Annotated in this window: 22 protein-coding genes and 3 pseudogenes; 10 read left to right on the plus strand and 15 right to left on the minus strand. The window is 72.0% G+C overall.

Annotation, left to right across the window (positions count from 1 at the left end):
* Positions 1-78: 78 nt before the first annotated feature.
* Positions 79-873 (plus strand): GNAT family N-acetyltransferase, encoded by a 795-nt coding sequence (locus VAB18032_RS21555; protein WP_013735040.1) that lies wholly within the window; start codon positions 79-81, stop codon positions 871-873.
* Positions 874-1383: 510 nt separating this feature from the next.
* Here the strand turns inward: VAB18032_RS21555 and VAB18032_RS21560 are convergent.
* From VAB18032_RS21560 to trpC, 5 genes are all read right to left on the minus strand, one after another.
* Positions 1384-2568 (minus strand): FAD-dependent oxidoreductase, encoded by a 1185-nt coding sequence (locus VAB18032_RS21560; protein WP_013735041.1) that lies wholly within the window; start codon positions 2566-2568, stop codon positions 1384-1386.
* 13 nt (positions 2569-2581) lie between these two features.
* Positions 2582-3826 (minus strand): prolipoprotein diacylglyceryl transferase, encoded by a 1245-nt coding sequence (lgt, locus tag VAB18032_RS21565; RefSeq protein ID WP_013735042.1) that lies wholly within the window; start codon positions 3824-3826, stop codon positions 2582-2584.
* 172 nt (positions 3827-3998) lie between these two features.
* Positions 3999-4817 carry a tryptophan synthase subunit alpha gene (gene trpA / locus VAB18032_RS21570; protein ID WP_013735043.1) on the minus strand — a complete coding sequence of 273 codons (819 nt, stop codon included), beginning with the start codon at positions 4815-4817 and terminating at the stop codon, positions 3999-4001.
* Entirely contained in the window at positions 4814-6073 is a 1260-nt protein-coding gene (gene trpB, locus VAB18032_RS21575) for a tryptophan synthase subunit beta (protein ID WP_013735044.1), read from the minus strand. Before trpB ends, trpA begins: the two co-directional genes overlap by 4 nt.
* 37 nt (positions 6074-6110) lie before the next feature.
* Positions 6111-6914, minus strand: a complete 804-nt coding sequence (gene trpC, locus VAB18032_RS21580; RefSeq protein WP_013735045.1) for an indole-3-glycerol phosphate synthase TrpC — start codon at positions 6912-6914, stop codon at positions 6111-6113.
* 441 nt (positions 6915-7355) lie between these two features.
* Here trpC and VAB18032_RS21585 point away from each other — a divergent pair, with 441 nt between their 5' ends.
* A complete protein-coding gene (locus VAB18032_RS21585; protein ID WP_043721515.1) occupies positions 7356-7607 on the plus strand; it encodes a hypothetical protein in 252 nt (83 codons plus the stop codon).
* Positions 7608-7719: 112 nt separating this feature from the next.
* Here VAB18032_RS21585 and VAB18032_RS21590 read toward each other — a convergent pair whose 3' ends face one another.
* The 4 genes and pseudogenes from VAB18032_RS21590 to VAB18032_RS32145 all read right to left on the minus strand — a co-directional run.
* Positions 7720-8247 carry a Trp biosynthesis-associated membrane protein gene (locus tag VAB18032_RS21590; RefSeq protein ID WP_013735047.1) on the minus strand — a complete coding sequence of 176 codons (528 nt, stop codon included), beginning with the start codon at positions 8245-8247 and terminating at the stop codon, positions 7720-7722.
* Positions 8244-9797, minus strand: a complete 1554-nt coding sequence (locus VAB18032_RS21595) for an anthranilate synthase component I (protein ID WP_013735048.1) — start codon at positions 9795-9797, stop codon at positions 8244-8246. The genes VAB18032_RS21590 and VAB18032_RS21595 overlap by 4 nt, the downstream gene beginning before the upstream one ends.
* Positions 9794-10221, minus strand: a pseudogene (hisI, locus tag VAB18032_RS21600) (phosphoribosyl-AMP cyclohydrolase). The gene VAB18032_RS21595 and the pseudogene hisI overlap by 4 nt, the downstream one beginning before the upstream one ends.
* A 294-nt stretch (positions 10222-10515) precedes the next feature.
* Positions 10516-10749, minus strand: a pseudogene (locus VAB18032_RS32145) (phosphoribosyl-AMP cyclohydrolase); the annotation flags it as partial.
* Between the two features lie 580 nt (positions 10750-11329).
* Between VAB18032_RS32145 and VAB18032_RS21605 the strand changes: the two are divergent.
* From VAB18032_RS21605 to VAB18032_RS21615, 3 genes are all read left to right on the plus strand, one after another.
* Positions 11330-12061, plus strand: coding sequence for an ABC transporter ATP-binding protein (locus VAB18032_RS21605; RefSeq protein ID WP_013735049.1), 732 nt, complete (start codon positions 11330-11332; stop codon positions 12059-12061).
* Complete coding sequence (locus VAB18032_RS21610) at positions 12061-12816, plus strand: ABC transporter permease (RefSeq protein WP_013735050.1); 756 nt, start codon at positions 12061-12063, stop codon at positions 12814-12816. The genes VAB18032_RS21605 and VAB18032_RS21610 overlap by 1 nt, the downstream gene beginning before the upstream one ends.
* 72 nt (positions 12817-12888) lie before the next feature.
* The gene (locus tag VAB18032_RS21615; RefSeq protein WP_013735051.1) at positions 12889-13479 is read left to right on the plus strand and encodes a TetR/AcrR family transcriptional regulator; all 591 of its coding nucleotides are present in this window, start codon (positions 12889-12891) and stop codon (positions 13477-13479) included.
* Here VAB18032_RS21615 and VAB18032_RS21620 read toward each other — a convergent pair whose 3' ends face one another.
* Entirely contained in the window at positions 13480-15249 is a 1770-nt protein-coding gene (locus VAB18032_RS21620) for an ABC transporter ATP-binding protein (protein ID WP_013735052.1), read from the minus strand. It abuts the gene before it with no gap.
* Between the two features lie 91 nt (positions 15250-15340).
* Positions 15341-17209: an ABC transporter ATP-binding protein gene (locus VAB18032_RS21625; RefSeq protein ID WP_050814640.1), complete on the minus strand. Its 1869-nt coding sequence runs from the start codon at positions 17207-17209 to the stop codon at positions 15341-15343.
* Between the two features lie 160 nt (positions 17210-17369).
* Here VAB18032_RS21625 and VAB18032_RS21630 point away from each other — a divergent pair, with 160 nt between their 5' ends.
* The 3 genes from VAB18032_RS21630 (at position 17370) to VAB18032_RS21640 (ending at position 21021) form a co-directional block, all read left to right on the plus strand.
* The gene (locus tag VAB18032_RS21630) at positions 17370-17999 is read left to right on the plus strand and encodes a TIGR03085 family metal-binding protein (RefSeq protein ID WP_043721518.1); all 630 of its coding nucleotides are present in this window, start codon (positions 17370-17372) and stop codon (positions 17997-17999) included.
* Positions 18000-18124: 125 nt separating this feature from the next.
* A complete protein-coding gene (locus VAB18032_RS21635; RefSeq protein WP_013735055.1) occupies positions 18125-19057 on the plus strand; it encodes a terpene synthase family protein in 933 nt (310 codons plus the stop codon).
* A gap of 140 nt (positions 19058-19197) precedes the next feature.
* On the plus strand, positions 19198-21021 hold the full coding sequence (locus VAB18032_RS21640; protein WP_013735056.1) for an AMP-dependent synthetase/ligase: 1824 nt from the start codon (positions 19198-19200) through the stop codon (positions 21019-21021).
* Positions 21022-21096: 75 nt separating this feature from the next.
* Here the strand turns inward: VAB18032_RS21640 and VAB18032_RS21645 are convergent.
* Positions 21097-22395, minus strand: a pseudogene (locus VAB18032_RS21645) (low temperature requirement protein A).
* 56 nt (positions 22396-22451) lie between these two features.
* Complete coding sequence (yczR, locus tag VAB18032_RS21650; RefSeq protein ID WP_043721521.1) at positions 22452-23909, minus strand: MocR-like transcription factor YczR; 1458 nt, start codon at positions 23907-23909, stop codon at positions 22452-22454.
* A gap of 58 nt (positions 23910-23967) precedes the next feature.
* Here yczR and yczE point away from each other — a divergent pair, with 58 nt between their 5' ends.
* The gene (gene yczE, locus VAB18032_RS21655; RefSeq protein ID WP_086011295.1) at positions 23968-24624 is read left to right on the plus strand and encodes a membrane protein YczE; all 657 of its coding nucleotides are present in this window, start codon (positions 23968-23970) and stop codon (positions 24622-24624) included.
* A gap of 143 nt (positions 24625-24767) precedes the next feature.
* Positions 24768-25229, plus strand: a complete 462-nt coding sequence (locus tag VAB18032_RS21660) for a hypothetical protein (RefSeq protein WP_013735059.1) — start codon at positions 24768-24770, stop codon at positions 25227-25229.
* A gap of 12 nt (positions 25230-25241) precedes the next feature.
* Here VAB18032_RS21660 and hisF read toward each other — a convergent pair whose 3' ends face one another.
* Positions 25242-26009 (minus strand): imidazole glycerol phosphate synthase subunit HisF, encoded by a 768-nt coding sequence (gene hisF / locus VAB18032_RS21665; protein WP_013735060.1) that lies wholly within the window; start codon positions 26007-26009, stop codon positions 25242-25244.
* A gap of 10 nt (positions 26010-26019) precedes the next feature.
* Positions 26020-26745, minus strand: coding sequence for a bifunctional 1-(5-phosphoribosyl)-5-((5-phosphoribosylamino)methylideneamino)imidazole-4-carboxamide isomerase/phosphoribosylanthranilate isomerase PriA (gene priA / locus VAB18032_RS21670; RefSeq protein WP_013735061.1), 726 nt, complete (start codon positions 26743-26745; stop codon positions 26020-26022).
* Positions 26746-26749 lie beyond the last annotated feature (4 nt).

Raw genomic sequence — 26749 nt, forward strand, 5'->3', positions numbered from 1 at the left:
CTCTGGGACAGGTAGTCTCGCCGGGTGGATGCAGACCACGCTGACCTGCTGGGCCGATTGGAACAATTTTATGACGCTGTGCCGCGAGACGCCGCTCGCGCGGAGGATCACGGTAGTTGCGTCCTGTTCGTCCGCGAAGGCAGTGGATGGCCGTTCTACGCCCGCCCTCGTCGCGGCGCGGACCGGTCCCCGTCGCTGGCCGATCTGACCGCGGTTCGCGCCCGACAACGCCAACTGGGCCTGCCCGAAACCCTGGAATGGGTGCACGAGATCAACCCCGACCTGCTCACGGTGGCCCGCTCGGCCGGCCTCGCCGTGCTGGAGGCCCCGCTGCTGGTGCTCGACCCGACCACCCTGGCCGACCCGACCACCTTCACCGACGTACCGGTGCGACTCCTGACCGCCTCGACACCGCCCACCGCCGCCGACGTGGCCGCCCGCCGGGCCGTCGCCGCGATCGGCTTCGCCGCCCCCGGCACGAGCCGCGGCGAAGCCGGACCGGCCCAGCGCGACACCGCCCTGTACGGCCTGGAGGTCGCGGCCCTGGACGAGGAGCTGACCCGCATCGCCGACGGCAGCCGCCTCGCCGCCCTCGCCGAGACGCCCGAGGACGGGGCCCTCGCCAGCGGCATGGCCATGCGCGTCGACGACGTCGCCGAGATCGCCGGAGTCGCCACCCTGCCCAGCGCCCGCCGCCGCGGACTGGCCACCGCCGTCACCGCCGCCCTGTCCCATGCCCTGCTCACCGAGGGTGTCGAGGTGATCTTCCTCTCCGCCGGCAGCGACGAGATAGCCCGCGTCTACCTCCGCGCCGGCTTCCGCCGCATAGGCACCGCCTGCATAGCCGAACCCCCCACCATCCCCCCACCCTGACCCCCACCCCGCCGCCCTCCCTCCCTCCCCCCACGCCCCCTCCCCACGCCCTCTCCCGCGCCACCCCAGCCCCGCCGCACTCCGCGATCATGGACTTTCGGTCACCCCTTCATCCCGTTCTGCCACCCTTTACACCGACCAAAACCGCATGATCGACGCCGCACGAGCAGTCAGGGTGCAGGTGAGCGGACGCAATCCGCCGCAAGCCCGCCACGCCCCCACGATCATGGACTTTCAGTCACCCCTTCATCCCGTTATGCCACCCTTTGCACCGACCAAAACCGCATGATCGACGCCGCACGAGCGGTCAGGGTGCAGGTGAGCGGACGCAGTCCGCCGCGAGCCCGCCACGCCCCCGCGATCATGGACTTTCGGTCACCCCTTCATCCCGTTATGCCACCCTTTGTGCCGACCAGAACTGCATGATCGACGCCGCGAGAGGGGCGAGGGTACGGGGCGGCGGCGAGCGGGGAGGGAAGGGAAGGGAGGGGGCGGGAGGGAAGGGTGGGGTTAGGGGGGTGGGGGGCGCCACTGGGCGGCTACGGTGGCGGCCGTGCCGAGGATGCGCGGGGTGATGGTGTTGAGGGCGACGTCACGGGCGCGCAGGGCCAGTCGGCCCCGGGTCTGCAGCACGGCGGACATCCGACGGGTCTGACGGACCACGGCGGCCGCGCGGGGGCGACGCGCCCGGTCGTACGCGAGCACCGCGTCGGGCAGCGTGGACTCACGTAGCAATGCGGCGAGCGTCGCGGCGTCCTCGAACGCGAGGCACGCTCCCTGGCCGAGATGCGGCGGCATGGCGTGGGCCGCGTCGCCGAGCAGCACCACCCCGCCCGGTCCGAGCGGGAAGCCGTACGCCTTCGGCAACGGGCGCAGCTCACGGATCTCCTGCTGCACCAGGTCGTCGGGCTCGGTGGCGGCCAGCAACTCCTCGACAGGCCCGGGCCAGCCGGCGTACCAACGGCGCAGCAGCGCCAACTGGGTCTGCGGCGGCTCGGGTCGGGCAGCGCCCGCGGCGGTGGCCATCCAGTAGATGCCGCCCCGGCTGGAAGCGCCGGAGGAGCCCCGCTCACCCAGCGAGGCGGCCACGAACCGGTAACCCGCGCCGAGGATCTCGCCGCTGACCGACTCGGACAGGTTGGGTGCCCGGTACCAGGGGATCACCGCCCGCCAGGCGGCGCATCCGGAGCTGACCACGTTGGCTCCGGGGGCGAGCTGACGACGGATCACGCTGTCGACGCCGTCCGCCGCCACCACCAGGTCGGCTTCGTACAGGTGCCGGCCGTCGCCGACCGCCGGGCGGGCACCGGGTGCCGCTCGTACCGTTCGTACGGTCACCCCGGTGCGCAGCTCGACCCGGTCACCCAGCCCTGCGATCAACGCGTCGTGCAGGTCCTCCCGGTGCACCACGACGGGCAGCCGCTCGACCGGAACCGGACGCGGCTGGACCAGCCAGTGACCGTCGGGACGGCGTACCCCACCATCGGGCAGCGCCGTGGCGACCGCGTCCAGGCCGGCACCGAGATCGAGGGCACGGAGGGCGCGGACCCCGTTCGGCCAGAGCACGACGGCTGTCGGTTCCGGGCGGATCCGGTCGGCCTGCTCCAGGAGGGTGACCTGCCAGCCGGATCGGGCCAGCGCACCCGAGACCGCGAGGCCACCCAACCCGCCGCCGACCACCACCGCGGTCCGCATACCGCCCCCTCGTTCAGCTGTCGCGCTCGGCGGGCCGAGCCGACGCGGCCGCACCACCGTCGGTGGCCGCGTCGCCTGGCCGCTCCTCGGCCGTGGCCGCATCGTCGGACCGGCCCGCGGCGGTCACCGACTCACCCGTCGCGGCATCGCCGGTCGAGGCGGTGCCCGTCCCGGAAGCACCGGTGGTGGTGCTCGTTCCGGAAGCGTCGGTGGTGGTGCCCGTAGCGGGATCGTCGGTGCCGGTGGGCTCGGGTGGCGCCTCGCCGGTTTCCTGCCAGTGGCGGAACTGCTCCTCGCTGACCACCCGGTAGCCCTCCGGCGCGACCGGCTGCTCGCCCGCCTGCCGGGCGGACAGGTCCACCTGGGAGACGTCGGAGGCCGCCGTCGAGGTCGCGACGGAGGCGCCGATCGGGATCAGGTACTGGCGCGGGCCGCGGACCAGCAGGAAGTACGCCAGCGCGCCGAGGAAGACCAGCGCGGCGGTCCAGACGTTGAGGCGTACGCCGAGGATGGTGTTCGCCTCGTCGGTGCGCATCATCTCGATCCAGAAGCGGCCGGCGGTGTAGCCCATCACGTACAGCGCGAACGCCCGGCCTCGGCCGAGCCGCAGCTTGCGGTCGAGGAAGAAGACAAGCGCCGCGACGCCGACGTTCCACAGCGCCTCGTAGGCGAAGGTCGGGTGGTAGAGCCCTTCCTCCAGGATCGGCCGGCCCGCCTCGTCGCGCAGCGCCTGCCCGCCGTCCATCCGGTGGATCTCCAGGCCCCACGGCAGGTCGGTCCGGCTGCCGTAGAGCTCGTTGTTGAACCAGTTGCCGAGCCGGCCGACCGCCTGCGCCAGGGGCAGGCCGGGTGCCAGCGCGTCGGCGACCACCGCGAAGGGGATGCCCAACTGCCGGGCGGCGAGCCAGGCGCCGACCGCGCCACCGGCGACCGCGCCCCAGATCCCGAGCCCACCCTCGTGGATGTAGAAGACCTTGATCGGGTCACCGCCGGTGCCGAAGTACGCCGCGGGTGAGGTGATCACGTGGTAGATCCGGGCGCCGATGATGCCGGCCGGCACCGCCCACAGGGCGATGTCCAGCACCGCGCCGGGAGCGACCCCACGCTGGCGCAGTCGCCGGTCGGTGACCCAGCAGGCCACCACGATGCCGGCGATGATGCACAGCGCGTACGCCCGCAGGGGAATCGGCCCGAGGTGCCACACGGCGGTGCTCGGGCTGGGGATGGCGGCAAGGTACGTCGGCGAGGCGAGACTCACGCGCGCACCCTACCGCTGCCAACCCCTCCCCCGTCACCCCGGCCCACCACCCCGACCACCCCCACACCCACCCCACTCCCCGCGATCTTGCACTTCCCGCCTCCACAAACCCTGACATTTCAGGCATATGTGCGACCAAAAGTGCATGATCGGCGAGAAAAGGGGTGCGGGGTTAGGGGGTGGCGGGGTGGCGGACGCCGGTGGCCAGGGCGGTGGTGAGGGTGGTCAGGGCCGTGAGGGCGGTGGGTTCGTCGGGGGTGTCGAGGAGGCAACGGATCAGGGCGCTGCCGACGATCACGCCGTCGGCGTAGCCGGCGACGGTGGCCGCCTGGGCGCCGGTGCCCACCCCGAGGCCGACGCCGACGGGCAGGTCGGTCACCTTGCGGACCCGGGACACCAGCACGGGCGCCGCCTCCGAGGTCTGCGTCCGGGCACCGGTCACACCCATCAGCGCGGTGGCGTAGACGAAACCGCGGCAGTGTTCGACAGTCATCGCCAGCCGCTCGTCCGTCGACGAGGGCGCGACCAGGAACGTACGGTCCAGCCCGTGGGCGTCCGAGGCGGCGAGCCACTCGCCGGCTTCCTCGGGAATCAGATCGGGCGTGATAAGTCCGGTGCCACCGGCCGAGGCGAGATCCCGGGCGAACGCGTCCACGCCGTACTGCTCGATCGGGTTCCAGTAGGTCATCGTGACCACCGGCGCGCCGGTGGCCGTGACCTCCTCGATGATCCGCAACGCGTCCCGGGTGCGTACGCCCCCGGCCAGCGCGATGTCGCTGGCCCGCTGGATGACCGGGCCGTCCATCACCGGGTCGGAGTACGGGATCTCCAGCTCGATCACGTCGACCCCGGCCGCCACCATCGCCTTCATCGCCGTGATGCTGCCCTCGACGGTCGGGAATCCGGCCGGCATGCAGCCGATCAGCACCGCCCGGCCCTCCGCCCGCGCCTTGTCGAAGACCACCCCGATCCGGCTCTGCTGCTCACTCATGCCGACTCCCCGTCCAGGATGCCGAAGTACCCGCCGGCGGTGTGCACGTCCTTGTCGCCCCGGCCGGAGAGGTTGACCACGATGGTGGGCTGCCGACCCAACTCGGCGGCGAGCTTCCCGGCGATGGCCAGGGTGCCGGCGAGCGCGTGCGAGCTCTCGATCGCCGGAATGATGCCCTCGGTACGGCAGAGCAGCTCGAACGCCGCCATCGCCTCGTCGTCGGTGATCGGCAGGTAGCTGGCCCGCCCGGTGTCGTGCAACCAGGCGTGCTCCGGGCCGACACCCGGATAGTCCAGGCCGGCGGAGATCGAGTGCGACTCGACCGTCTGCCCGTCGGCGTCCTGGAGCACGTAGGTGCGGGTGCCGTGCAGGACGCCCGCGGAGCCACCGGTGATGCTGGCCGCGTGCCGGCCGCTGGCCACCCCCTCGCCGCCGGCCTCGAAGCCGTACAGCCGCACCTGCGGGTCGTCGACGAAGGCGTGGAAGATGCCCAGCGCGTTGGAGCCGCCGCCGACACAGGCGGTCACTGCGTCCGGCAGCGCGCCGGTCAGGTCGAGGCACTGCTGCCGGGCCTCGTCGCCGATACCCCGGACGAAGTCGCGGACCAGCGCCGGGAACGGGTGCGGGCCGGCGGCGGTGCCGATCAGGTAGTGCGTGTCGTCGACGTTCGCGACCCAGTCGCGCATCGCCTCGTTCATCGCGTCCTTGAGCGTACGGCTGCCGGTGGTGACCGGGACGACGGTGGCGCCGAGCATCCGCATCCGGGCCACGTTCAGCGCCTGCCGCTCGGTGTCGACCTGACCCATGTACACCACGCAGTCGAGGTCGAACAGGGCGGCCGCGGTGGCGGTGGCGACGCCGTGCTGACCGGCGCCGGTCTCGGCGATCACCCGCTTCTTGCCCATCCGCCGGGTGAGCAACGCCTGGCCGAGCACGTTGCGGACCTTGTGCGCGCCGGTGTGGTTGAGGTCCTCGCGCTTGAGCAGCACCCGGGCACCGGCGCGGGCGGAGAAGCGGCGGGCCTCGTACAGCAGCGACGGGGTGCCCGCGTAGTCGCGCAGCAGCGCGCCGAACTCGGCGCGGAACGCCTCGTCGGCCATCGCCGTACGGTGTGCGACGTCCAGTTCCTCCAGGGCCGCGACCAGCGCCTCCGGCACGAACCGCCCGCCGAAACGACCGAAGTGACCGGCGGCGTCCGGGAACTGCGCCGCCGGGCCGGCCGACTCCGCGGTGCTCCTGCCGTGACCTGCGCTCATCGGGGAACCTCCCCCTCGAAGGACAACCGGTACGACGTCAGCGCACCGGACGGGGCGTGGCCGGGTGGTTTCCGGCGTTGACCAGTTCGGCCACCGCCTCGCGGGGACTCTTCTTGGTGACCAGGCCCTCACCGACCAGGACCGCGTCGGCACCCGCGGAGGCGTACCGGATCAGGTCGTGCGGACCGCGTACGCCGGACTCGGCGATCTTGACGACGCTGCTCGGCAGCCCCGGTGCGATCCGCTCGAACACCGACCGGTCGACCTCCAAGGTACGCAGGTCGCGGGCGTTGACGCCGATCACCTGCGCACCGGCCTCCAGAGCCCGGTCGGCCTCCTCCTCGTCGTGCACCTCGACCAGCGCGGTCATGCCCAGCGACTCGATCCGCTCCAGCAGGCCGACCAGCACGTTCTGCTCCAGCGCGGCGACGATCAGCAGCACCAGGTCCGCGCCGTGCGCACGGGCCTCGTGCACCTGATAGCTGGAGACCACGAAGTCCTTACGGAGCACCGGGATGTTCACCGCGGCCCGCACCGAGGCGAGGTCGTCCAGCGAGCCACCGAACCAGCGCCCTTCGGTGAGCACACTGATCGCCCGGGCCCCACCGGCGGCGTACTCGCCGGCCAGCTCGGCCGGGTCGGCGATCTCCGCCAACTGGCCCTTGGACGGCGATGAGCGCTTCACCTCGGCGATGACGGCGACGCCCGGCCGCCGCAGGGCCGCGTACGCGTCCAACGGCGGTGGGGCGGCGGCGGCGAGTTCGCGGATCCGCTCCAGCGGAACCTGCTCCTGCCGCCGGGCCACGTCCTCGCGGACGCCGGCCAGGATCTCGTCGAGCACGCTTGTCGGGGCGGCCGGAGAACCGGCTTTGTCCCCCTCCGCGTGCGCATGCTCAGCAGTCACCAACGGACTCCCCTCTCCGGGTGTCATGGGCCGATGCTAGGTGGCTCTGCCAGGCACCGCCCGCCGGGGGTATGGCGCTCCTCACGAAATGGCTCGGGCATAATGGCCGACTTGCGCAAACGTACCGTGACTCTACGTCACCACCACATCGACAGATGCCCATGCGCAGGCTCGGCCGACGGGAACCCACCACCCGCGATGACCGCCGTCGATGCTGTGAGCTACCTCAAGGACGAACGGCCCTTTGCCTGGTCAGGGCAGCTACCGCAGAGTTGACGTTGCAGTCATCACTACGAAACGTGAGCCGCGCAGCATCGTTCTCGGGCAGACTCAATGACGCGCTTGCCCCTCTACCACGACGATCTCTTCGGGGTTCTCATGAGTTCCTCCGCGCCGCACCAGACCATCGGACTCACCACCATCTCGCGTACCGTCGCGTCGCTCGCCGTCGGTGTCGTCCACACGGTCGAGCGCGCCGTGGTCGGTCCGACCCGGATCCGGACCGCACAGGGCAACGCCTGGGAAGCCATCTGCGCCGACCGTGCCCGCGCCGACCAGCGCGCCGCCCTCGACCAGCTGGTCGCCGAACTCGCCGCCGCCCGTACCCGCGACCGGCAACCCGTCAGCTGACCAGCCCGGCCGCACCCGCCACTCAAAGGTCGCCCACCCGACCGCGGCAGCTTCCCATGGTCACGCTCGATCTGGGATCGAGTGGCCTGACGCCCGCAGGGCCTGACCGCGCTCAGCGCACCGTGGGGTCTTCGCCCCGGTCCAGTGCTTCCCAGGCGTCCACGGTGCCGGCACCCTGGATGGGGCCGGACGTGTCGGCGTCCCGCCGCGATCGGCGTTCGTAGCGGGCGCTCATCGCCGGCCAACGGTTTCCGCGCAGCGCGGTCAGCGCCCCGCCGGCCGTCGCCATCAGGCCACCGAGCAGGGTGAGCGCGGGCCACTGCGAACTGACCTGGTCACCGAGGTCCGCCAGCAGCCCGTAGCCACCACCGCCGGCCAGGGCGAGGCCGAACAGCGCCAGCAGCGCACCGAGCACCCGGCGCAGCCAACCTCCGGTGGCCAGCACCGCACCCCCGCCGGCCAGCCCTACCAGGGCGAGCGCCGGCAGCCAGGGCAGCAGTCGGGCGCCGGTACCCCCTTCGTCGAGGGCGGACGACGTGGTGGAGTCCACCACCCAGGTGCGGGTCACCGCCCAGAGCGCCAGCCCCGCGCCCGCCAGGCAGAGCAGCACGGCGTACGCCAACTCACGTCGGGCGGTCATCGGGCTGCTCTCAGGGTTTCGGCGGCGGCGATGGCTGCCAGTACCGCGGCGGCCTTGTTGCGGGTCTCCTGGTCCTCGGCGGCCGGGTCGGAGTCGGCCACCACGCCGGCACCGGCCTGGACGTAGGCGCGGCCGGCGCGCATCAGGGCGGTCCGGATCGCGATGGCCATGTCGAGGTCGCCGCCGAAGCCGAAGTAGCCGACCGTGCCGCCGTAGAGGCCCCGGCGTACCGGTTCGAGTTCCTCGATGATCTCCATGGCACGCACCTTGGGGGCGCCGGAGAGGGTGCCCGCCGGGAACGTCGCGGCCAGCGCGTCGAAGGCCGTACGGTCCTCGCGCAGGGTGCCGACCACGGTCGAGACGATGTGCATGACGTGGCTGTACCGCTCGATGGTGGCGAACTCCGGCACCTCGACGGTGCCGGGCCGGCAGACCCGACCCAGGTCGTTGCGGCCCAGGTCGACGAGCATGACGTGCTCGGCCCGTTCCTTCGGGTCGGCGAGCAGTTCGGCGGCGAGGCGGGCGTCGGCCTCCGGGGTCGCGCCGCGCGGGCGGGTGCCGGCGATCGGGTGCAGCAGGGCGCGCCGCTCGCCGCTCTCCTCGATTGTCACCTTCAGGTGCGCCTCGGGCGACGAACCGACGATGTCGAAGTCGTCGAAGCGCAGAAGGTACATGTAGGGGCTGGGGTTGGTGGTACGCAGCACCCGGTAGACGTCCAGCGGGTCGGCGGCGGTGTCCCGTTCGAAGCGTTGGGCCAGCACGATCTGGAAGCACTCGCCGGCCCGGATCGCCTCCTTGGCCGCCTCGACCGCCTTGGGGTAGCCGCCGTCGGGGGTACGGCTGCGCACCTCGCCGACGGGTGGGCGGTGCACCGTGGAGACCATCGGCGGGATGGGCCGCGACAGCGCGGTGGTCATCGCGTCCAGCCGACCCACCGCGTGGTGGTACGCGGCGGCGACCAGCGCTTCGCGGCCCGGCTCGTCCTGCGGGGGCAGGATCGCGTTGGCGACCAGGATCGCCGAGCCGTCGAAGTGGTCGAGCACCACCAGGTCGGTGGCGAGCATCATGCCCAGTTCGGGTACGGCCAGGTCGTCCTCGGTGAGCGCGGGCAGCCGCTCGAAGCGCCGGATCAGGTCGTAACCGAGGTAGCCGACCATGCCCCCGGTCAGCGGCGGCATCCCGCCCTGCGGGTCGCCGGGCGGGCCCGCCAGCGCGGCCACCGTGGCCCGCAGCACCTCGACCGGGTCGCCGGTGGTCGGCAGTCCGGCCGGGGGCGTGCCGAGCCAGGCCGCCGCGCCGTCCCGTTCGACAAGGGTGGCGCTGCTGCGTACGCCGACGAAGGAGTACCGGGCCCAGGCCAGCCCCGCCGAGCCGACGCCCTGTTCGGCGGATTCCAGCAGGAAGGTGCCGGGGCCACCGGCGAGCTTGCGGTAGACCCCGACCGGCGTCTCCGCGTCGGCGAGCAGCCGGCGGGTCACCGGCACCACCCGCCAGCGGGCCGCCAGTTCGGTGAAGGTGGTCTCGTCGGGGCTCACCCGACCGTCGGTCATGAGGTCACCTCGCCGGTGACCGGAAGCTCGGTATGGAAGCAGGTGCGCTGCCCGGTGTGGCAGGCGGCACCCACCTGGTCGACGCTGACCAGCACGGCATCGCCGTCACAGTCCAGCGCGACCGAGCGGACGTACTGGTGGTGGCCCGACGTGGCGCCCTTGACCCAGTACTCCCGGCGACTGCGCGACCAGTAGGTGGCCCGGCCGGTGGTCAGGGTGCGGTGCAGGGCCTCGTCGTCCATCCAGGCGACCATCAGCACCTCACCGCTGTCGTGCTGACGGACCACGGCGGCCACCAGGCCGTCGGGGGTCCGGCGCAGCCGGGCGGCGATCGCCGGGTCGAGCCGGGACGGCCGGTCCGGGCCGCCGGGCGGGGGCGACCTTCGCGGTGGGCGCCGGTCACCGGCGCGTCAGGTACGGGCACAGTTAGCCATTGTTCCGCACGCGGAGCGGGTACCCCAGCGGCCTCCCGACCGTCGGACGGCACCGCCCCGGTCGACTCGCGACCTGGCGACGGCACGGCGGCGGACTCCTGGCCGGTGTGCTGGGGCGGGACCACGGGGTGGCCCAGCTGGGCCACGTAGCGGTCCAACCGGCCGTCGAGCAGGGCGGCGGCGAGGTCCGCGCCGCCGACCTCCGCCACCTCGGCGGCGTACGGGCGGATCAACGGGAGGGTGCCGGCCACCAGGCGGGCCGCGGCGGCCCACAGTTGGCGGGTCGAGCCGGGCCGCAACCCGAGACAGCGCAGCATGGCCTCGCGGTAGCCGGCGGGTGCCACCGGCAGGTCGAGCGCGGCGGTGAACGCCGACCGGCGGGACACCACCCGTACGGAGGGATTGGCCAGTCGCAGCACCGAGGGGCAGAGCCGCGCCAGGTCGGCGGCGGCCAGCCGGACCCCGAGCCGGTCGTCGGCGTCCCGGGCCGAGGCCACCTTGCCGAGGCTGGCGATCATTTCCTCCAGCCGTGGCTCGTCGGCCGGCTGGCAGAGCACCGGCAGGTCGATCCGGGCCCGCCAGCGCGGATCCGCCCACAGCAGCCGGGCGGGAGCCGTCACGGGCAGGCCGAACGCCCAGTCGGCCGGTTCGCCCAGTCGGGTCACCCACGACCGGATGTCCCGAGCCGCGACCGAGACGTGGGTCAGCCGGCCGGAATGCTCCGCGATGTAGGCCCGGCGGGCCGCGTACGGCGCACCACCGCCGACCAGAACGTCGACGTCGACGTCGCTGTGGGCGGTGGCGGCCCGACGGGCGTGGCTGCCGCGGAGCAGAATGCCCACCACGGGTCGGTCGGCGCTCGCCCGCAGCCGTGCGGTCCAGTCGTCGAAGAATCGGCTGTCCGATGACGGAGCGTGATCCACTGCGCCATCCTGCCGCAGGTCCGATCTAGGTGCAATGCCCGATGACGGACTCTGTGTCCGTTAAATCATTAGTTGCCCGTGGTATCAGCCCGCGATTCACTTCCGGCCTTTCCCGGTCGACCCAATTCAACTAGCGTTGATTTCAACAGTTGATGAGTTTGTTGGGAGGTGGACGATGGTCGACGCGATCGCCGTCCGGGGCCTGGTCGTGGACCGGGGCGGACGGCGAGTTCTGGACGGCATCGACGCCGTCGTTCCCGGCGGCTCGGTCACCGGGCTGCTCGGGCCGAGCGGAAGCGGCAAGACCACCCTGATGCGGGCGATCGTCGGAGTGCAGGTGATCACGGCCGGCGCGGTGACGGTGCTGGGTCAGCCGGCCGGCTCGGCGGGTCTGCGGCACCGGGTCGGCTACCTGACCCAGGCGCCGAGCGTCTACGCCGACCTCACGGTCCGGGAGAACGCCCGCTACTTCGCCACCCTCCACGGCCGGGGCGCGGACGAGGCGGACCGGGCTGTGGCCGACGTGGGTCTGGCCGCCGCGGCACGACAGTTGGTGGGCAACCTCTCCGGTGGGCAGCGCAGCCGGGCATCACTGGCCTGCGTACTTGTCGGTGACCCGGAGTTGATCGTGCTCGACGAACCGACTGTCGGTCAGGATCCGGTGCTGCGCGCCGACCTCTGGGCCCGCTTCCACGAACTGGCCGCGGCCGGGACGACGCTGCTGGTGTCGAGTCACGTGATGGACGAGGCGGCCCGCTGCGACCGGCTGCTGCTGATCCGCGCCGGACGGCTGGTCGCCGACGACACGCCGGACGCCGTCCGGTCCGCCGCCGGGGTGGACGACCTCGACGAGGCGTTCCTGCGGCTGATCAGGGCGGCCGAGACGACGCAGGCCGGGGAGGCGTGATGAACAGCCGGATTCTCGTCGCCACCGTCGGGCGCATCCTGCGTCAACTGCGCCACGACCGGCGTACGGTGGCCCTGCTCGTGGTGGTGCCCACCGTGCTGCTCACGCTTGTCTACTACATGTACGCCGACCAGCCCAGCGTGCCGGGAACGTCGTCCGCCTTCGACCGGATCGCGCTGGTCATGCTCGGCTTCTTCCCGTTCATCATCATGTTCCTGGTGACCAGCATCGCCATGCTCCGCGAGCGGACCAGCGGCACGCTGGAACGACTGCTGACCACGCCGCTGGCCAAGGCCGACCTGCTCTTCGGGTACGGCATCGCCTTCGGGCTGGCCGGCGCGGTACAGGCCACCATCGCCTCGGCCGTGGCGTACTGGGTCTTCGACCTGCACACCGCCGGCAGCAGCGGGTTGGTGATCATGATCGCCGCGTTGAACGCGGTGCTGGCCGTCGCGCTCGGCCTGCTGTGCAGCGCCTTCGCCCGCACCGAATTCCAGGCCGTACAGTTCATGCCGGTCGTGGTCGCGCCGCAGCTGCTGCTCTGCGGGCTGTTCGTACCGAGGGAGCAGATGGCCGGCTGGTTGCAGGCGGTAAGCGACGCGCTGCCCCTGACGTACGCCGTCGAGGCTCTGCAGGAGGTGGGCGCGCACGCCGAGCCGACCGCCACGATGTGGCGCGACGTGGCCGTGGTCGCCGCCGTGGCGGTGCTGGCGCTGCTGCTCGCCGCGGCCACCCTGCGACGACGCAGCAGCTGACACCCGCGTCCGGGCCGCCGGCTGACACGTCGGCGGCCCGGACGCGGCGTGGCACCGAGCGGAAGGAGGACGATGGCACGGCGGACCGGTCGACGCCCCGGCAACCCGGCGACCCGCGAGGCGATCCTCGACGCGGCCCGGGCCACCTTCGGGCAGCGGGGGTACGACGGCAGCACGATCCGGGCCATCGCCGCCGCCGCCGGAGTGGACCCGGCCCTGGTGCACCACTACTTCGGCAGCAAGGACCAGCTCTTCCTGGCCGCCATGCAGGCGCCGTTCGACCCCCGGGAGGTGCTGCCCGCGGTGCTCGCCGGCGACCGCGCGGGCCTCGGCGAACGGATCGTGCGGACCTTCCTCTCGGTGTGGGACTCCCCCGCCGGCACCGCCGGGATCGCCATGCTGCGCTCCGCGGTCAGCAACGAATGGACCGCCCGGCTGCTGCGCGAGTTCGTCACCATCCACGTGCTGCGCCCGATCCTCGACCACGTCGACGTCGACCCGGCGGAGGTGCCGCTACGCGGGTCACTGCTGGCCAGCCAACTGGTCGGGCTGGCGGTGATGCGGCACGTGATCCGGCTGGAGCCGATCGCCACCGCCGATCCCGAGGTCCTGGTCGCCGCGATCGCCCCCACCATCGGGCGCTACCTCACCGCCCCGCTCTGATCAGCGGGTCTGTTCCAGCCAGGAGGCGTAGAGCAGGCCGTAGACCGAATCCGGGTCGGCGACCAACTCGTCGTGCGGACCGCGCTGCACGATCCGGCCCCGGTCCACCACGATCACCTCGTCGGCGCTCTGCGCCGTGGAGAGCCGGTGCGCGATGGCCAGGGTGGTCCGGCCCCGGGTCACCGCGTCCAGGGTCCGTTGCAGCCGGACCTCCGTGGCCGGGTCGACGGCGCTTGTCGCCTCGTCCAGCACCAGCAGATCCGGATCGGCGACGTACGCCCGGGCCAACGCGACCAACTGCCGCTCCCCCACGCTCAACGCCTCACCACGCTCGCCGACCCCGGTGGCCAAACCGGCCGGCAGACCGTCCAGCCAGTCACTCAGCCCCAACTCGGTGAAGGCGGCGGTGAGCTGCTCGTCGGTCAACTCGGGGCGACCGAAGCGGACGTTGTCGGCGACGGTGGCGTCGAACAGGAAGCCGTCCTGCGGCACCATCACCACCCGGGAACGCAGCGATTCGAACCGGACGTCGGTCAGTGGCACCCCGGAGAGCAGCACGTCGCCCTGGGTCGGGTCCATCAGTCGGGTGAGCAGCTTGGCGAAGGTGGTCTTGCCGCTGCCGGTCTCGCCGACCACCGCCACCCGGCTCTTCGCCGGGATCTCCAGGCTGACGTCGTGCAGCACCGTCGGGCCGTTCGGGTAGGCGAAACTCACCCCGGCGAACCGGATGTCCAGCGGGCCGGGCGGCAACTCCCGCCCCTGCTCGCCCGGGTCGGCCACGTCCGGGGACACGTCCAGCACATCCAGCACCCGACGCCAGCCGGCGATCGCGTTCTGCGCCTCGTTGAGCACCTCCGTGGCGATCTGCACGGGCTGGATGAACAACGTCACGAGGAACAGGAACGCGGTGACCTCACCGATGCTCAGCGTCTGGTCGGCGCCGAGAAGCACACCGACGACCACCACCCCGGCCAGCGCCACCCCGGCGGCCAGCTCGCCGACCGAACTGCCCAGAATGCTGATCCGGATCGCCTTCTGCTGGGCCTGCCGTTGACTGTCGATCGCCTGGTCCAGCCGCCGGGCGGTGCGCCCGGCGATGCCGTACGCCCGGATCACCGGCGCACCCACCACGCTCTCACCGACCGCGCCGAGCAACGCGCCGGTCCGCTGCCGGACCACCCCGTACGCGGCGGCCAGTCGGCGCTGCAGCAGCCGGATCACCAGGACCGCCGGTACGAAGGCGGCGAAGACCACCAGGGTCAACTGCCAGGAGTACGCCAGCATCACCACTGTGGTGACCGCCAACTGCCCCAGGTTGACCAGCAGGATCACGCCACCCCACTGGAGGAACTGGGTGATCTGGTCGACGTCGCTGGTCACCCGGGACACCAGCGAACCCCGCCGCTCGGACTGCTGGTGCAACATCGACAGGTCGTGCACGTGCCGGAAGGCCCGCACCCGTACGCCGGCCAGCGCGGTCTCGCTGACGGTGAACAGTCGTCGCATCATCAGGTAGCCGCAGGCGGTGGTCACCACCAGCACGGCAGCGGTCACCGCCACCACGACGAACAGGGCGTTCAGGTCGAGCCCACCGACGATGCCCCGGTCGATGCCCTGCTGCACGGCCACCGGTACGGCCACCCGGCCGAGCATGTAGACCAACGCCAGGCCGAGCGTGCCGGCCAGGCCCACCCGCAACTCCGGGGACAGGGCCAGGCCACGGCGCAGCGTCGCCCAGGTCGACTCGACCCGTTCCGACGCCGCGTTCACCGGTCCACCTTCGTTCCCGACCGCGGGACTGCGCTGCGCCGCGTTCCTCGCGCTCACCGGACCCACCCTTCGTTCCCTACCTTCCTCGCGGTCACCGGTCCACCTCCAGGCCGGAGGGCAGGGGGGCCACCTCGTCGTAGTCCTGCGCTGTGCTCTCGGGGTCGACCTCGGCCTGTTCGTAGGCGGTGACCAGGTCGGCGTAGCCCGGCACGGTGGCCAGCAACGTCGAATGGGTGCCGCGGGCGAGCACCCGGCCCTGCTCCAGGTAGATGACCTCGTCGGCGAGCGCGATGGTGGCCCGGCGGTACGCCACCACCAGGATCGACGCGCCGGGACCACCGGTCGCCGACGAGCGCAGCCCGGCCAGGATGGCGGCCTCCACCCGAGGGTCGACCGCGCTTGTCGCGTCGTCGAGCACCAGCAGCCGGGGTCGCCCGGCCAGCGCCCGGGCCAGGGTGAGGCGCTGCCGTTGGCCGCCGGAGAGCGAGGTGCCCCGCTCGCCGACCATGGTGTCCAGTCCGTCGGGCAGGGCGGCGACGAAGCCGTCGGCCTCGGCCAACCGCAACGCGCTCCAGACCACCTCGTCGTCGATGCCCGGCCGGTCCAGCGAGACGTTCGCCCGGATCGTGTCGTCGAAGATGAACGGCACCTGCGCGACCAGGGCGGCGTTGGCGGCGAGCGAATCCGCGGTCAACTGCCGCACGTCCACCCCGTCGATGCGGACCGCGCCGGCCAGCGGGTCCACCAGCCGCACGGCCAGCGAAGCGATTGTCGATTTGCCGGAGCCGGTCGGCCCGACCAGGGCGACGGTCCTGCCGGGCTCGACGGTGAAGGAGACCTCGCCGAGCACCTGCGCGCCGGGCAGGTGCGCTTCGGCGGGCTCGTAGGCGAAGCCGACGTCGGTGAAGGTGAGCGAGGCCGGCGCGGCGGTGGGGGCGAGCCGCTGCTCGCCGTACGGCATCTCGCCGGTGGCGTCGAGCACCCGGCTGACCCGGTCCCAGCCGGCGACGCTGCGCGGCAGTTCGGCCAGCACCCAGCCGATCGCCCGCACCGGAAACGCCAGCACGGTGAAGAGGAAGGCCACGCTGACCAGCTCCGCCACGTCGATGGCCCCCTGGCGCAGGCGGTACGCACCGACCACCAGCACCGCCAGGGTGCCGAGGCTGGGCAGGGTCTCCAGCATCGGATCGAAGATGCCGCGCAGCCGGCCCACGGAGATCAACGCGTCGCGCAGCTGTCCGGTCCGGTCGGCGAACCGGGCGGTCTCCTGACTCTCCCGGCCCATCGTCTTGACCACCAGCGCGCCGTCGAAGCTCTCGTGGGCGATCCCGCTGACCTCGGCCCGCAGCCGCTGGGCACGGGCCTGCCGCGGTGCCATCCGCCGGGAGTAGGCGACGTTGAGCGCGAACAGTGCCGGGAACACCGCCAGCCCGACCAGGGCCAGCGCCCAGTCGGTGAAGAAGAGCGACGACACCGCGCCCACCAGCATCACCAGCGTGCCGACCGCGAAGGGCAGCGGGGCGATCGGTTGCCAGGCCGCCTCCACGTCGGAGTTCGCGTTGGACAGCAGGGTGCCGGTGGCGTTGCGGTGGTGCCAGGACAACGGCAGGTCGAGGTAGCGGCGGGTGACCCGACGCCGGTAATCGGCCTGGAGGCGGTACTGCATGTATCCCGCGCCGAGTCGCCGACCGAAGATGCCGACCACCCGCAGCACGCTGAGCCCGAACAGCGCGGTGGCCGCGATGGCCAGGGCGCTCACCCCGACCGAGCCGCGCTCGATCGCCGGGACCACCACGTCGCCGACCACCCGACCGACCACGAATGCGCTGGCCACCACCATCGCGCCGAACAGCACGCTGCCGCTGACCGCGACCGCGAAGATCCTCGGCTGTTCGCGGATGGCCCGTCCCAGGACGCCCAGCCCGCGACCGAGCACGTCCCGACTTGTCCCGCTCGCCACTGTCTCCCCCGCCGTAAGCCGCCAGTATCCTCTCTCATCCTTACCGTTGCCCGCTCGTCCCGCCGACCCCGGGTGATATGTCCGACGTCACCTCCGGCCGGAGCAACCGGCGCACCGGCGAACCCGGCAGGACCGGTCAGTTGCACCTACCATCGCAGTCATGCCGCGGTACGCCCGATCCGAACGCCAAGCGCTCACCGATCTGATGTCAGGGTTGGGACCGGACGCCCCCACCATCAACGAGGGTTGGACGGTTCGCGACCTCGCCGCACACCTCGTGGTACGCGAGCGTCGACCGGACGCCGCCGCCGGCCTCGTGCTCGCCCCGCTGCGCGATCGCGGCGAGCGGATCCGCCGGCAGGTCGCGGCGGGCGACTGGGCGCAACTGCTCGACCAGGTACGCCACCCTCCGGTGTGGAGCCCGATGAGCAACCCGTTGACCGACGAGTTGGCCAACATGATGGAGTTCTTCATCCATCACGAGGACGTACGCCGGGCCCAGCCGCAGTGGCAGCCGCGCCAGTTGCCGGCCGAACTGGACCAGGCACTGTGGCGGCGCAGCTCCACCCTGGCGCGGATGGCGCTACGCCGGTTCCCGGCCCAGTTGACAGTCGTCGCGCCGGGGCACGGCGAGGTGGCCACCGGCCGGGGCGGTGAACCGCTGCGGCTGGTGGGCGCGCCGGGCGAGCTGATCCTGTTCCTGTCCGGTCGGCAGCGGGTGGCGCAAGTGGAGATCGACGGCGCCCCTGGCCTGGCGGATCGGCTACGCGACGCCAAGCTGGGCTTTTAGCCAAATGTGCAGAAGCAGCCAGTGAACAGAATCGAAACGTTATACAGCCAACACCCTGCGTTGATCGAGGCTCCCGTACTCTGGCCGCGCCGCTCCGCTCCGGGGGCGGCGGAACAGGGAACTCCATGCGAACCTTAGCGCTCTCGGTACTGCACGAGCCCCCCTTCACCACGACCCAGCACGGCGACACCGAAGTGGTGGCTCGGGAAAGCGCAGCCTGGGCACAAGAGCTAGGTCTGATCAGTAACGGACAGCGACTGCATCGGGCCGACGCCGCCGGGCTCGCCAGCCGGGCCTGCCCACAGGCACCCCGTGACCGCCTGCGCCTGCTCTCCGACCTGATCACCTGGCTGTTCGTGATGGACGACGCCTGCGACGAGGACGGTCTGGGCAATGATCCGACGCGCCTCTCGCCCACCGCGGCGGCCCTGCTGGACGTGCTGGACCTGCACGGTGGGCCGGGCACCGTACCGGCCGCCGGCCCGCTGGGGCTGGCGTTGGCCGACCTGTGCCGGCGGGTGCGCGCCTACGGACGGCCGGCCGTAATGCTGCGGTTCACCGCCGCCATGCGGGAATACCTGCTCGCGCTGCTGTGGGAGGCGGCCAACCGGGAGCACGACCGGGTGCCTCCGGTGCACGAGTACGTGCAGATGCGCCGGCACACCGGCGGCGTGTTCCCCAGCCTCGCCCTGACCGACCTGGCTCTGGACGGTCTGCCGCCGGCCGAACGCCGGGCCGACCCGCAGTGGGCCGCCCTGGAGTTGATCGCCGCCAACCTGATCTGCTGGTGCAACGACGTCTTCTCGTACCGCAAGGAGCACCGGACCGGCCCGGACGCGCACAACCTGGTCACCGTGCTGAGCCGGGAGACCGGGGACGAGCGGGCGGCGATGCGGGCCGCCGCGGCTCGCTTCAACCACGAACTCGGCACCTATCTGAGCACCGAGAGCAACCTGCTGGCGCAGCACGGCGACGCGGTACGACCGGCGTTGACGACGCGACGGAACTGGATCCGGGCCACCTACGACTGGTCCCTGGCAGCGGAGCGGTACGCCTGAGACAGGCATTCGGCACGGGAAACGGGCCTGGTGGATGATCCGGAGGTCTAGCCGATGCCCCGCACAGGCAATACCCTTCGGTAACCAACACCGGCCGTGACGATGGTCACGCCTCCACCCCCCTGAAGGCGGCTACAGCGATGGCTCTCGATGTACCGTACCGCTCCATTCCTGACATGTTCCTCAAGCGCGTGGCAGCCACCCCGGATCGTCACGCTTTCGGTCGCCCCGGTCCGGACAACGCCCCGGTCTGGCTGACCTGGTCCCAGGTCGCCGAGCGGGCCAAGGCGGTCGCCGCCGGTCTGCACGGTCTGGGTGTCGGCCAGGAGGATCCGGTGGCGATCCTGGCGAACACGCGACTCGACTGGATCATCGCCGATTTCGGCATCATGTGCGCCGGTGGCGCGACGACCACGGTCTACCCGACCACCGAACCCGACGACGCCACCTACATCATCTCCGACTCCGGTTCGAAGGTGCTGTTCGCCGAGGACCCGGGACAGGCGGCGAAGATCGCCGGTGCGCAGCTGCCCGCGCTGACCCACGTGGTCCTCATCGATGGTGAGCCGGACCCGTCGGCGGCCATCCCCCAGCTGACCCTCGCTCAGCTCGAACAGCAGGGCGCCGAGCGGCTCGCCGACGATCCGGAACTGGTCGAACGCCTGGTCGCCAAGATCGGTCCCGACCACCTGGCCACCCTGATCTACACCTCCGGCACCACCGGCCGACCCAAGGGCGTCGAGCTGCTGCACGGCGGCTGGTGCTGGGAGGGTGTCGCGCAGGAGGCGGTCGGGCTGCTGCGCGACGACGACCTGCAGTACCTCTGGCTGCCGCTGTCGCACTCGTTCGGCAAGACGTTGCTCTGCGGCGCCACCCACGTGGGCCTGCCGACGTACGTCGACGGTCGGGTCGACAAGCTTGTCGAGTTGCTCTCGGTGGTCCGGCCGACGCTGATGTGCGGTGCGCCCCGGGTCTTCGAGAAGGTCTACAACAAGTCGGTGACCACCGCGCAGGACGCCGGTGGCGCGAAGGCGAAGATCTTCGCCTGGGCGGTCGGGGTCGGCAAGGAGAAGGTCGCCCTGGAGCAGGCCGGCAAGCCGCTGCCCGGCGGGCTGAAGTTCAAGTACGCGCTGGCCGAGAAGCTGGTCTTCAGCAAGCTCCAGGCCCGCCTCGGTGGCCGGATCCGGGTCCTGGTGTCGGGGGCCGCCCCGCTCAGCCCGGAGATCGCCACCTTCTTCGCCGCCGCGAACCTGCCGATCTCCGAGGGCTACGGGCTCACCGAGTCCAGCGCCGGCAACTTCGTCAATCCGCCGGACGGGCTGCGCATCGGCACGGTGGGCAAGGCGATGGGCGACCTGGAGTGCCGCATCGACTCTGACGGCGAGATCCTGATCAAGGGTCGACCGGTGATGCGTGGCTACCACAACCTGCCCGAGGAGACCGCCGCCGCCTTCACCGAGGACGGATTCTTCCGCACCGGCGACATCGGCGACCTCGACGCCGACGGCTACCTGCGCATCACCGACCGGAAGAAGGACCTGGTCAAGACCTCCGGCGGCAAGTACGTCGCCCCGTCGTACATCGAAGGCATGTTCAAGGCGACCTGCCCGTACACCTCGCAGGCCGTCGTCATCGGCCAGGCCCGCAACTACTGCACCATGCTTGTCACGCTCGACCCGGACGCCATCGCCGGCTGGGCGGCGGGCACGCCGCTGGAGGGTCGGCCGTACGCCGAGATCGTCGCCTCGCCGGAGGCGAAGGCGATGGTCGAGGAGTACGTCGCGCAACTGAACAGCAAGCTCAACCGCTGGGAGACCATCAAGCGGGTCACCATTCTGCCGCGTGACCTGACCATCGAGGACGGCGAGATCACCCCGTCGTTGAAGATCAAGCGTCGCGGGGTGGAGAGCAACTTCTCCACCGAGATCGACAAGATGTACACCGGCACCGTCGTCGAGCTCTGACGGCACGCCCGCGCGCACCTGGCCGAGCCGGCCCCGCCCGCGGGGCCGGCTCGGCGCGCAGCCAGGTCGGGCCGCTCACAGGTGCCGTCGACGCCACTCGGACTGCTCGGCCTCGGCGGCGACCTGCTCGGCCCACGCCGTCTCGCGCACCTCGCGGCGCAGCGGTGCGTCCACCCGCGTCTGCACCACCGTCGCCACCAGCATGATCCCGGTGAGCAGCGCCAGCGCCGTCACCGCCGGCAGCCGCGCGGCGACCGGCGCCAGCAGCGCCAACCCGGCCACCGCGGCCAGGCTCGGCCACCGCACCAGGCGCAACACCCGCCAGCCGAGCGCCACCAACCCGACCAGGTAGGTCGCCGCCCCGCCAAAGAGCACCGCCAGATCGAAGACGGGCAACTCGCCGCCCGGGGTGCCCCGCCCGCCGATCAGGCCCTTGAGCCCCAGGGCGAACAGGATCGGGCCGGCGACCAGCAGCAGATGCAGATAAGTGTACGCATCTCGGGCCAGCACGGCCCGGGCCAGCCGGTCCCGGGTGCGGTGCAGCACCTGCTCCATGGCCAACGCCATGGTGTCGAAGTACGCCCACCACCACGAGCTGACCACCGCCACGGCGAGCAGCGCCGCGACGACCACCCGCCAGGTCAACGGCGACTCGGTGTCGACTCCGCCGCCCAACCCGAGGGCGATGATCGTCTCGCCGAGCGCCACCAGCACGATCAGCGCGTGCCGTTCCGCCCAGTGACCGGCCGACAGCACCGTCCAGCCGCTGCCCCGCAACAACAACCCGGCGCCGTACTCCACGGCCAGCGCGACGATCCACAGCGTCAGCCGCAGACTGATCTCGCCCGTCTCGGTGGTCAACGACTGCGGCAGCAGCGCGGCGGCCAGCACCAGCACCCCGACCAGCAGTCCACGCCCGGCCACGAGCAGGAAACGGCGGCGCAACTCCGGATCGCCGTGAGCCAGCCACCCGAGGATGGCCACCTGGCTGGCCCGCACCGCGAAGTAGCAGACGGCGAAGACCAGCGGGCCGGACAGGTCGCCGGGCCGGTCCCGGAACGCCTGCGACATGGCGAGGGTGAACACGAAGGCCGCGGCCGTCGTGGCGAACGTGAGGAACGGCAGGACGCCCTGGTCGGTACGGACCACGTTGCCGACCACCGCGAAGCCGGTCCACGCCCACCAGAGCAGCGCTAGCACGATCAGGCACTACACCAGTCCGCGGGCGGTGGGCGTCTCCGCGGTGAGCGTGGTGACCCGGATGAAGGCGAAGACGAAGACCAGGTCGTAGAAGAGTTCCAGGCGGGTGACGCGGGAACCGGGCGCGTTCGGCCACACCCCTCGCGACCAGTGCACCCGCCCGACATCGCCCACCTCGGCAGTCTGCCCGCCAGCACCGCTGCGGCGGGGTCGAATCGACAGGTGCCGGTTCAGGCGATGACGCTCGGCTCCCGCCAGCGGGGCGCCCCGCCCCGGTCCAGGTCGTAGCGGACCGCGGCGATCCGTCCGACCGCCTCGACCAGGTCGGCCGACGGCAGGGTGAACGGCAGCCGCAGGAAACGCTCCAGGGTGCCGTCCAGGCCGAAGCGGGGACCGGGCGCCAGCCGTACGCCGACCTCCTCGGCCGCCCGCGCCAGGGCGCTGGAGATCGGCCCGTCCAGCTCGGCCCAGAGCGTGACGCCACCGCGCGGCACGCTCACCCGCCACTCCGGCAGCCGCGCGGCCAGCGCGCCGAGCAACGCGTCGCGTTGTTCGGTCAGCTGCGCCCGCCGGGCGGCCACGATGGCCGGCGCGGCGGCCATCAGGTGCACGGCGACCAGTTGGTCCAGCACCGGGCTCGCCATGTCGACGCCCACCCGGGCGGCGGCCAGCCGCTGCACCTGCGGGGCGGAGGCGCGGATCCAGCCGATCCGCAGTCCGCCCCAGAACGGTTTGCTCATGCCGCCGATGCTGACGACCCGGGAGTGCCTGTCGAAGCTGGCGGTCGGCGGCGGCAGCACGGCGTCGTCCAGCGACAGGTCCACGAACGACTCGTCGATCACCAGGTCGGTGCCGACCGCGTGGGCGGTGGCCACCAGTCGTTCCCGCAGCTCGGCCGGCATCAGGTGGCCGGTCGGGTTCTGGAAGTCGGGGATCAGGTACGCGACGCGCGGGCGCACCTGGCGCAGCGAGCCGAGCATCAGGTCGGCGTCCCAGCCGTCGAGCTCGGCGGACAGGCCGTGGGTGGTGATCCGGGCCCGTCGGGCGGCGAGCGCGGCCAGCGCGTTGGGGTAGCTCGGCGACTCGACAAGCACGCTGCCACCGGGGGCCAGTGCCAGCCGCAGCACCAGGTCCAGCGCGTGCTGGGTGCCGTTGGTGACCATGATCTGGTCCGGTGAGGTGGGCAGCCCACGGTCGACGTACGCCTGTGCCACCGCCTCCCGCAGCTCGATGATCCCGATCGGGTGGTAGCCGGCCCCGCCGAGGTAGCGCGGCAGGTCCTCGGCCGCCGCACGGGCGGCCGGCAGCAGCTCCGGCGGTGCGGCCAACGCCGCCACGCCGAGGTCGAGCATCTCCCGGTCGTCCAGCGGGATCCACAGCCCGTTGCTGGCCACCCGGTGCGTCCCGGGCAGCATCGTCCAACTGCCCGCGCCGCGCCGGCTGGCCAGGTGCCCGCTGTCGCGCAACTCGCGGTAGGCGGCGGTGACGGTGGTACGGCTGATCTGCAACGCCTCGGCCAGGTCCCGCTCGGCCGGCAGGCGTACGCCCAGCGGTAGCCGCCCGTCGGCGAGCAGGCCCCGTACGGCACCGGCCAGCGCGGCGTAGTCCGGACTGCGTCGACGACCCGGGAGCGCATGCCATTGCCCGAGCAGGCGGGCCAATTGGGCTCCCCGCACCTGACTTGTCACAGCCACTCCCCGAATATTGGCTCTTCAAAGGCGCGAATTGGCCCCTAGGGTGGCATGCGTGATGCTCATTGGCAACCTGCGCCACCGTCCGGTCCGGCGCCTGGTGCAACTCTTCGGCGGGCTGCTCCTCTACGGCGCCAGCATGGCTTTGATGGTCCGCTCCGAACTCGGCCTGAACCCGTGGGACGTGTTCCACCAGGGCGTGTCCCGACTCACCGGCCTCAGCATGGGCACGGTGGTCATCGCCGTCGGCCTGCTGGTCCTGCTGGCCTGGATCCCGCTGCGGCAACGGCCCGGCATCGGCACCCTCGCCAATGCCGTCGTGGTCGGCCTGGCGGTCGACCTGACCCTGGCCCTGCTGCCACCGGTGGAACCGCTCGCCGCCCAGATCGCCCTGCTCACTGCCGGGATCGTGGGCAACGGTATGGCCACCGCCCTCTACCTCGGCGCCCGCCTCGGGCCCGGCCCCCGCGACGGGCTGATGACCGGCTTCACCGCCCGCCGACCCGGAAGGTCGCTGCGCCTGGTCCGTACCGTCATGGAGGTCGTGGTGCTGGCCGTGGGCGCGCTGCTGGGCGGCAAACTCGGCGTCGGCACGATCGCCTACGCGCTGGCCATCGGGCCGCTGGCGCAGTTCTTCCTGCCCCGGTTCGACGTGCCGGAGCCGCACCCCGGGACGACGACACCGCGGATCGAGACGGCCCCGACCCCCTGACAATCACTCAACGCAACCATCGTCGCCGCGCGTCCGCGAACGAGAGCCAGGTCAACGTCGACCATTCGAGCCCGCACATTACGTGGCGTAACGCATGGGTGGGTGGTGTTTTCATGGCACCGATCGGACGGCAGAATCTTCACATGGGGGAGAACGCCTGGCGTCGGACCGATGCATGGATCTTCGTCTCGTTGGTGATCGCCAGCGGCGCGGGGCGGCACCGGCGGTCTCCGACCACCCGCCGCCCCGAGGGCGTACGCCTGGCCGACGTGCTCTCCACGGCCGACCATCTCGACCAGAGCATCCCCGAACGGCACGACATCGAAGAGGCGATCCGGCGGCTGCTCGGCGCCGGCCTGGTCGACGTCGCCGACGGCTGGTTCCGGATCACCCCGGCCGGGGAGCGGCTCTGGCGCTCCCGACCCACCGCCGGGCTGGCCACCACTGTCGACACCGTGCAGAGCGTGCTCGACCGCCGGCACGCGCCGGGCACCGCCGAATGGCACCTGGATGAGGCCGAGCACGCCGCCGCCGTGCAGGAATATCTGGTGCGGACCATCCCGATGCCCCGGCAGTCCCCCGAAGGGCACTCCGGGCGCAGCTGACCGCGCAGGGCGTCAGCGAACGGGGTGACCTGCCGTCCGCAGCGCGTCCTTGACCTCGCCGACGGTCAGCTCACCGAAGTGGAAGACGCTGGCGGCCAGCACCGCGTCGGCGCCGGCGCCGATCGCCGGCGGGAAGTGCGCCACCTCGCCCGCGCCGCCGCTGGCCACCACGGGCACGTCCACCACCCGGCGTACCGCGCCGATCAGTTCGAGGTCGAACCCGGCCTTGGTGCCGTCGGCGTCCATGGAGTTGAGCAGGATCTCACCGGCGCCCAACTCCGCGACCCGCTGCGCCCACTGCACGGCGTCCAGCCCGGTGCCGCGCCGGCCGCCGTGCGTGGTGACCTCGAAGCCGCTCGGGGTGGTGCCGGCCGGGGCCCGGCGCACGTCCAGCGAGAGCACCAGCACCTGCCGACCGAACCGGTCGGCGATCTCGGCGATCAACTCGGGCCGGGCGATCGCCGCGGTGTTCACCCCGACCTTGTCGGCACCGGCACGCAGCAGGGTGTCCACGTCCGCGACCGCCCGCACACCACCGCCGACGGTCAGCGGGATGAAGACCGACTCGGCGGTACGCCGCACCACGTCCAGCATGGTGCCCCGGTCACTGGACGAGGCGGTCACGTCGAGGAAGGTCAACTCGTCCGCGCCGGCCCGGTCGTAGGCCGCCGCCAACTCGACCGGGTCACCGGCGTCACGCAGGTCGAGGAAGTTGACGCCCTTGACCACCCGACCCGCGTCCACATCGAGACAGGGGATCACCCGTACCGCCACCGTCATGACCAGATCCTCACTGCTCGGCGAGGGCCTGGAGGGCCTCCGCGACGGTGAAGGCGCCGGCGTAGAGCGCCTTCCCGGCGATCACGCCCTCGACGCCGATCGGTTCCAGGGTGGCCAGCGCACGCAGGTCGTCAAGCGTCGAGACTCCGCCGGAGGCGATCACCGGCGCGTCGGTGCGGGCGCACACCTCCCGCAGCAGGTCCAGGTTCGGCCCGCGCATGGTGCCGTCCTTGGTGATGTCGGTCACCACGTACCGGGCGGCACCGGCCTTGTCGAGCCGCTCCAGCACCTCGTACAGGTCGCCGCCGTCGCGGGTCCAGCCCCGGGCCGCGAGGGTACGGCCCCGCACGTCCAGGCCGATCGCGACCCGGTCGCCGTACTCGCCGCAGATCCGGTCACACCACTGCGGATCCTCCAGGGCGGCGGTGCCGATGTTCACCCGGGTCGCGCCGGTGGCCAGGGCGGCACGCAGGGAGGCGTCGTCGCGGATGCCACCGGACAACTCCACCTGCACGTCGAGACGGCGCACCACCTCGGCGAGCAGTGCGGCGTTGGAACCCCGGCCGAACGCCGCATCCAGGTCGACCAGGTGAATCCACTCGGCCCCGTCCCGCTGCCACGCCAGGGCGGCCTCCAGCGGGTCGCCGTAGGTGGTCTCGCTGCCGGCAGCGCCCTGTACGAGCCGGACGGCCTGGCCGTCGGCGACGTCCACGGCGGGCAACAGAGTGAGGCTCACGTGT

Source organism: Micromonospora maris AB-18-032 (assembly GCF_000204155.1).
Taxonomy (GTDB): Bacteria; Actinomycetota; Actinomycetes; order Mycobacteriales; family Micromonosporaceae; genus Micromonospora; species Micromonospora gifhornensis.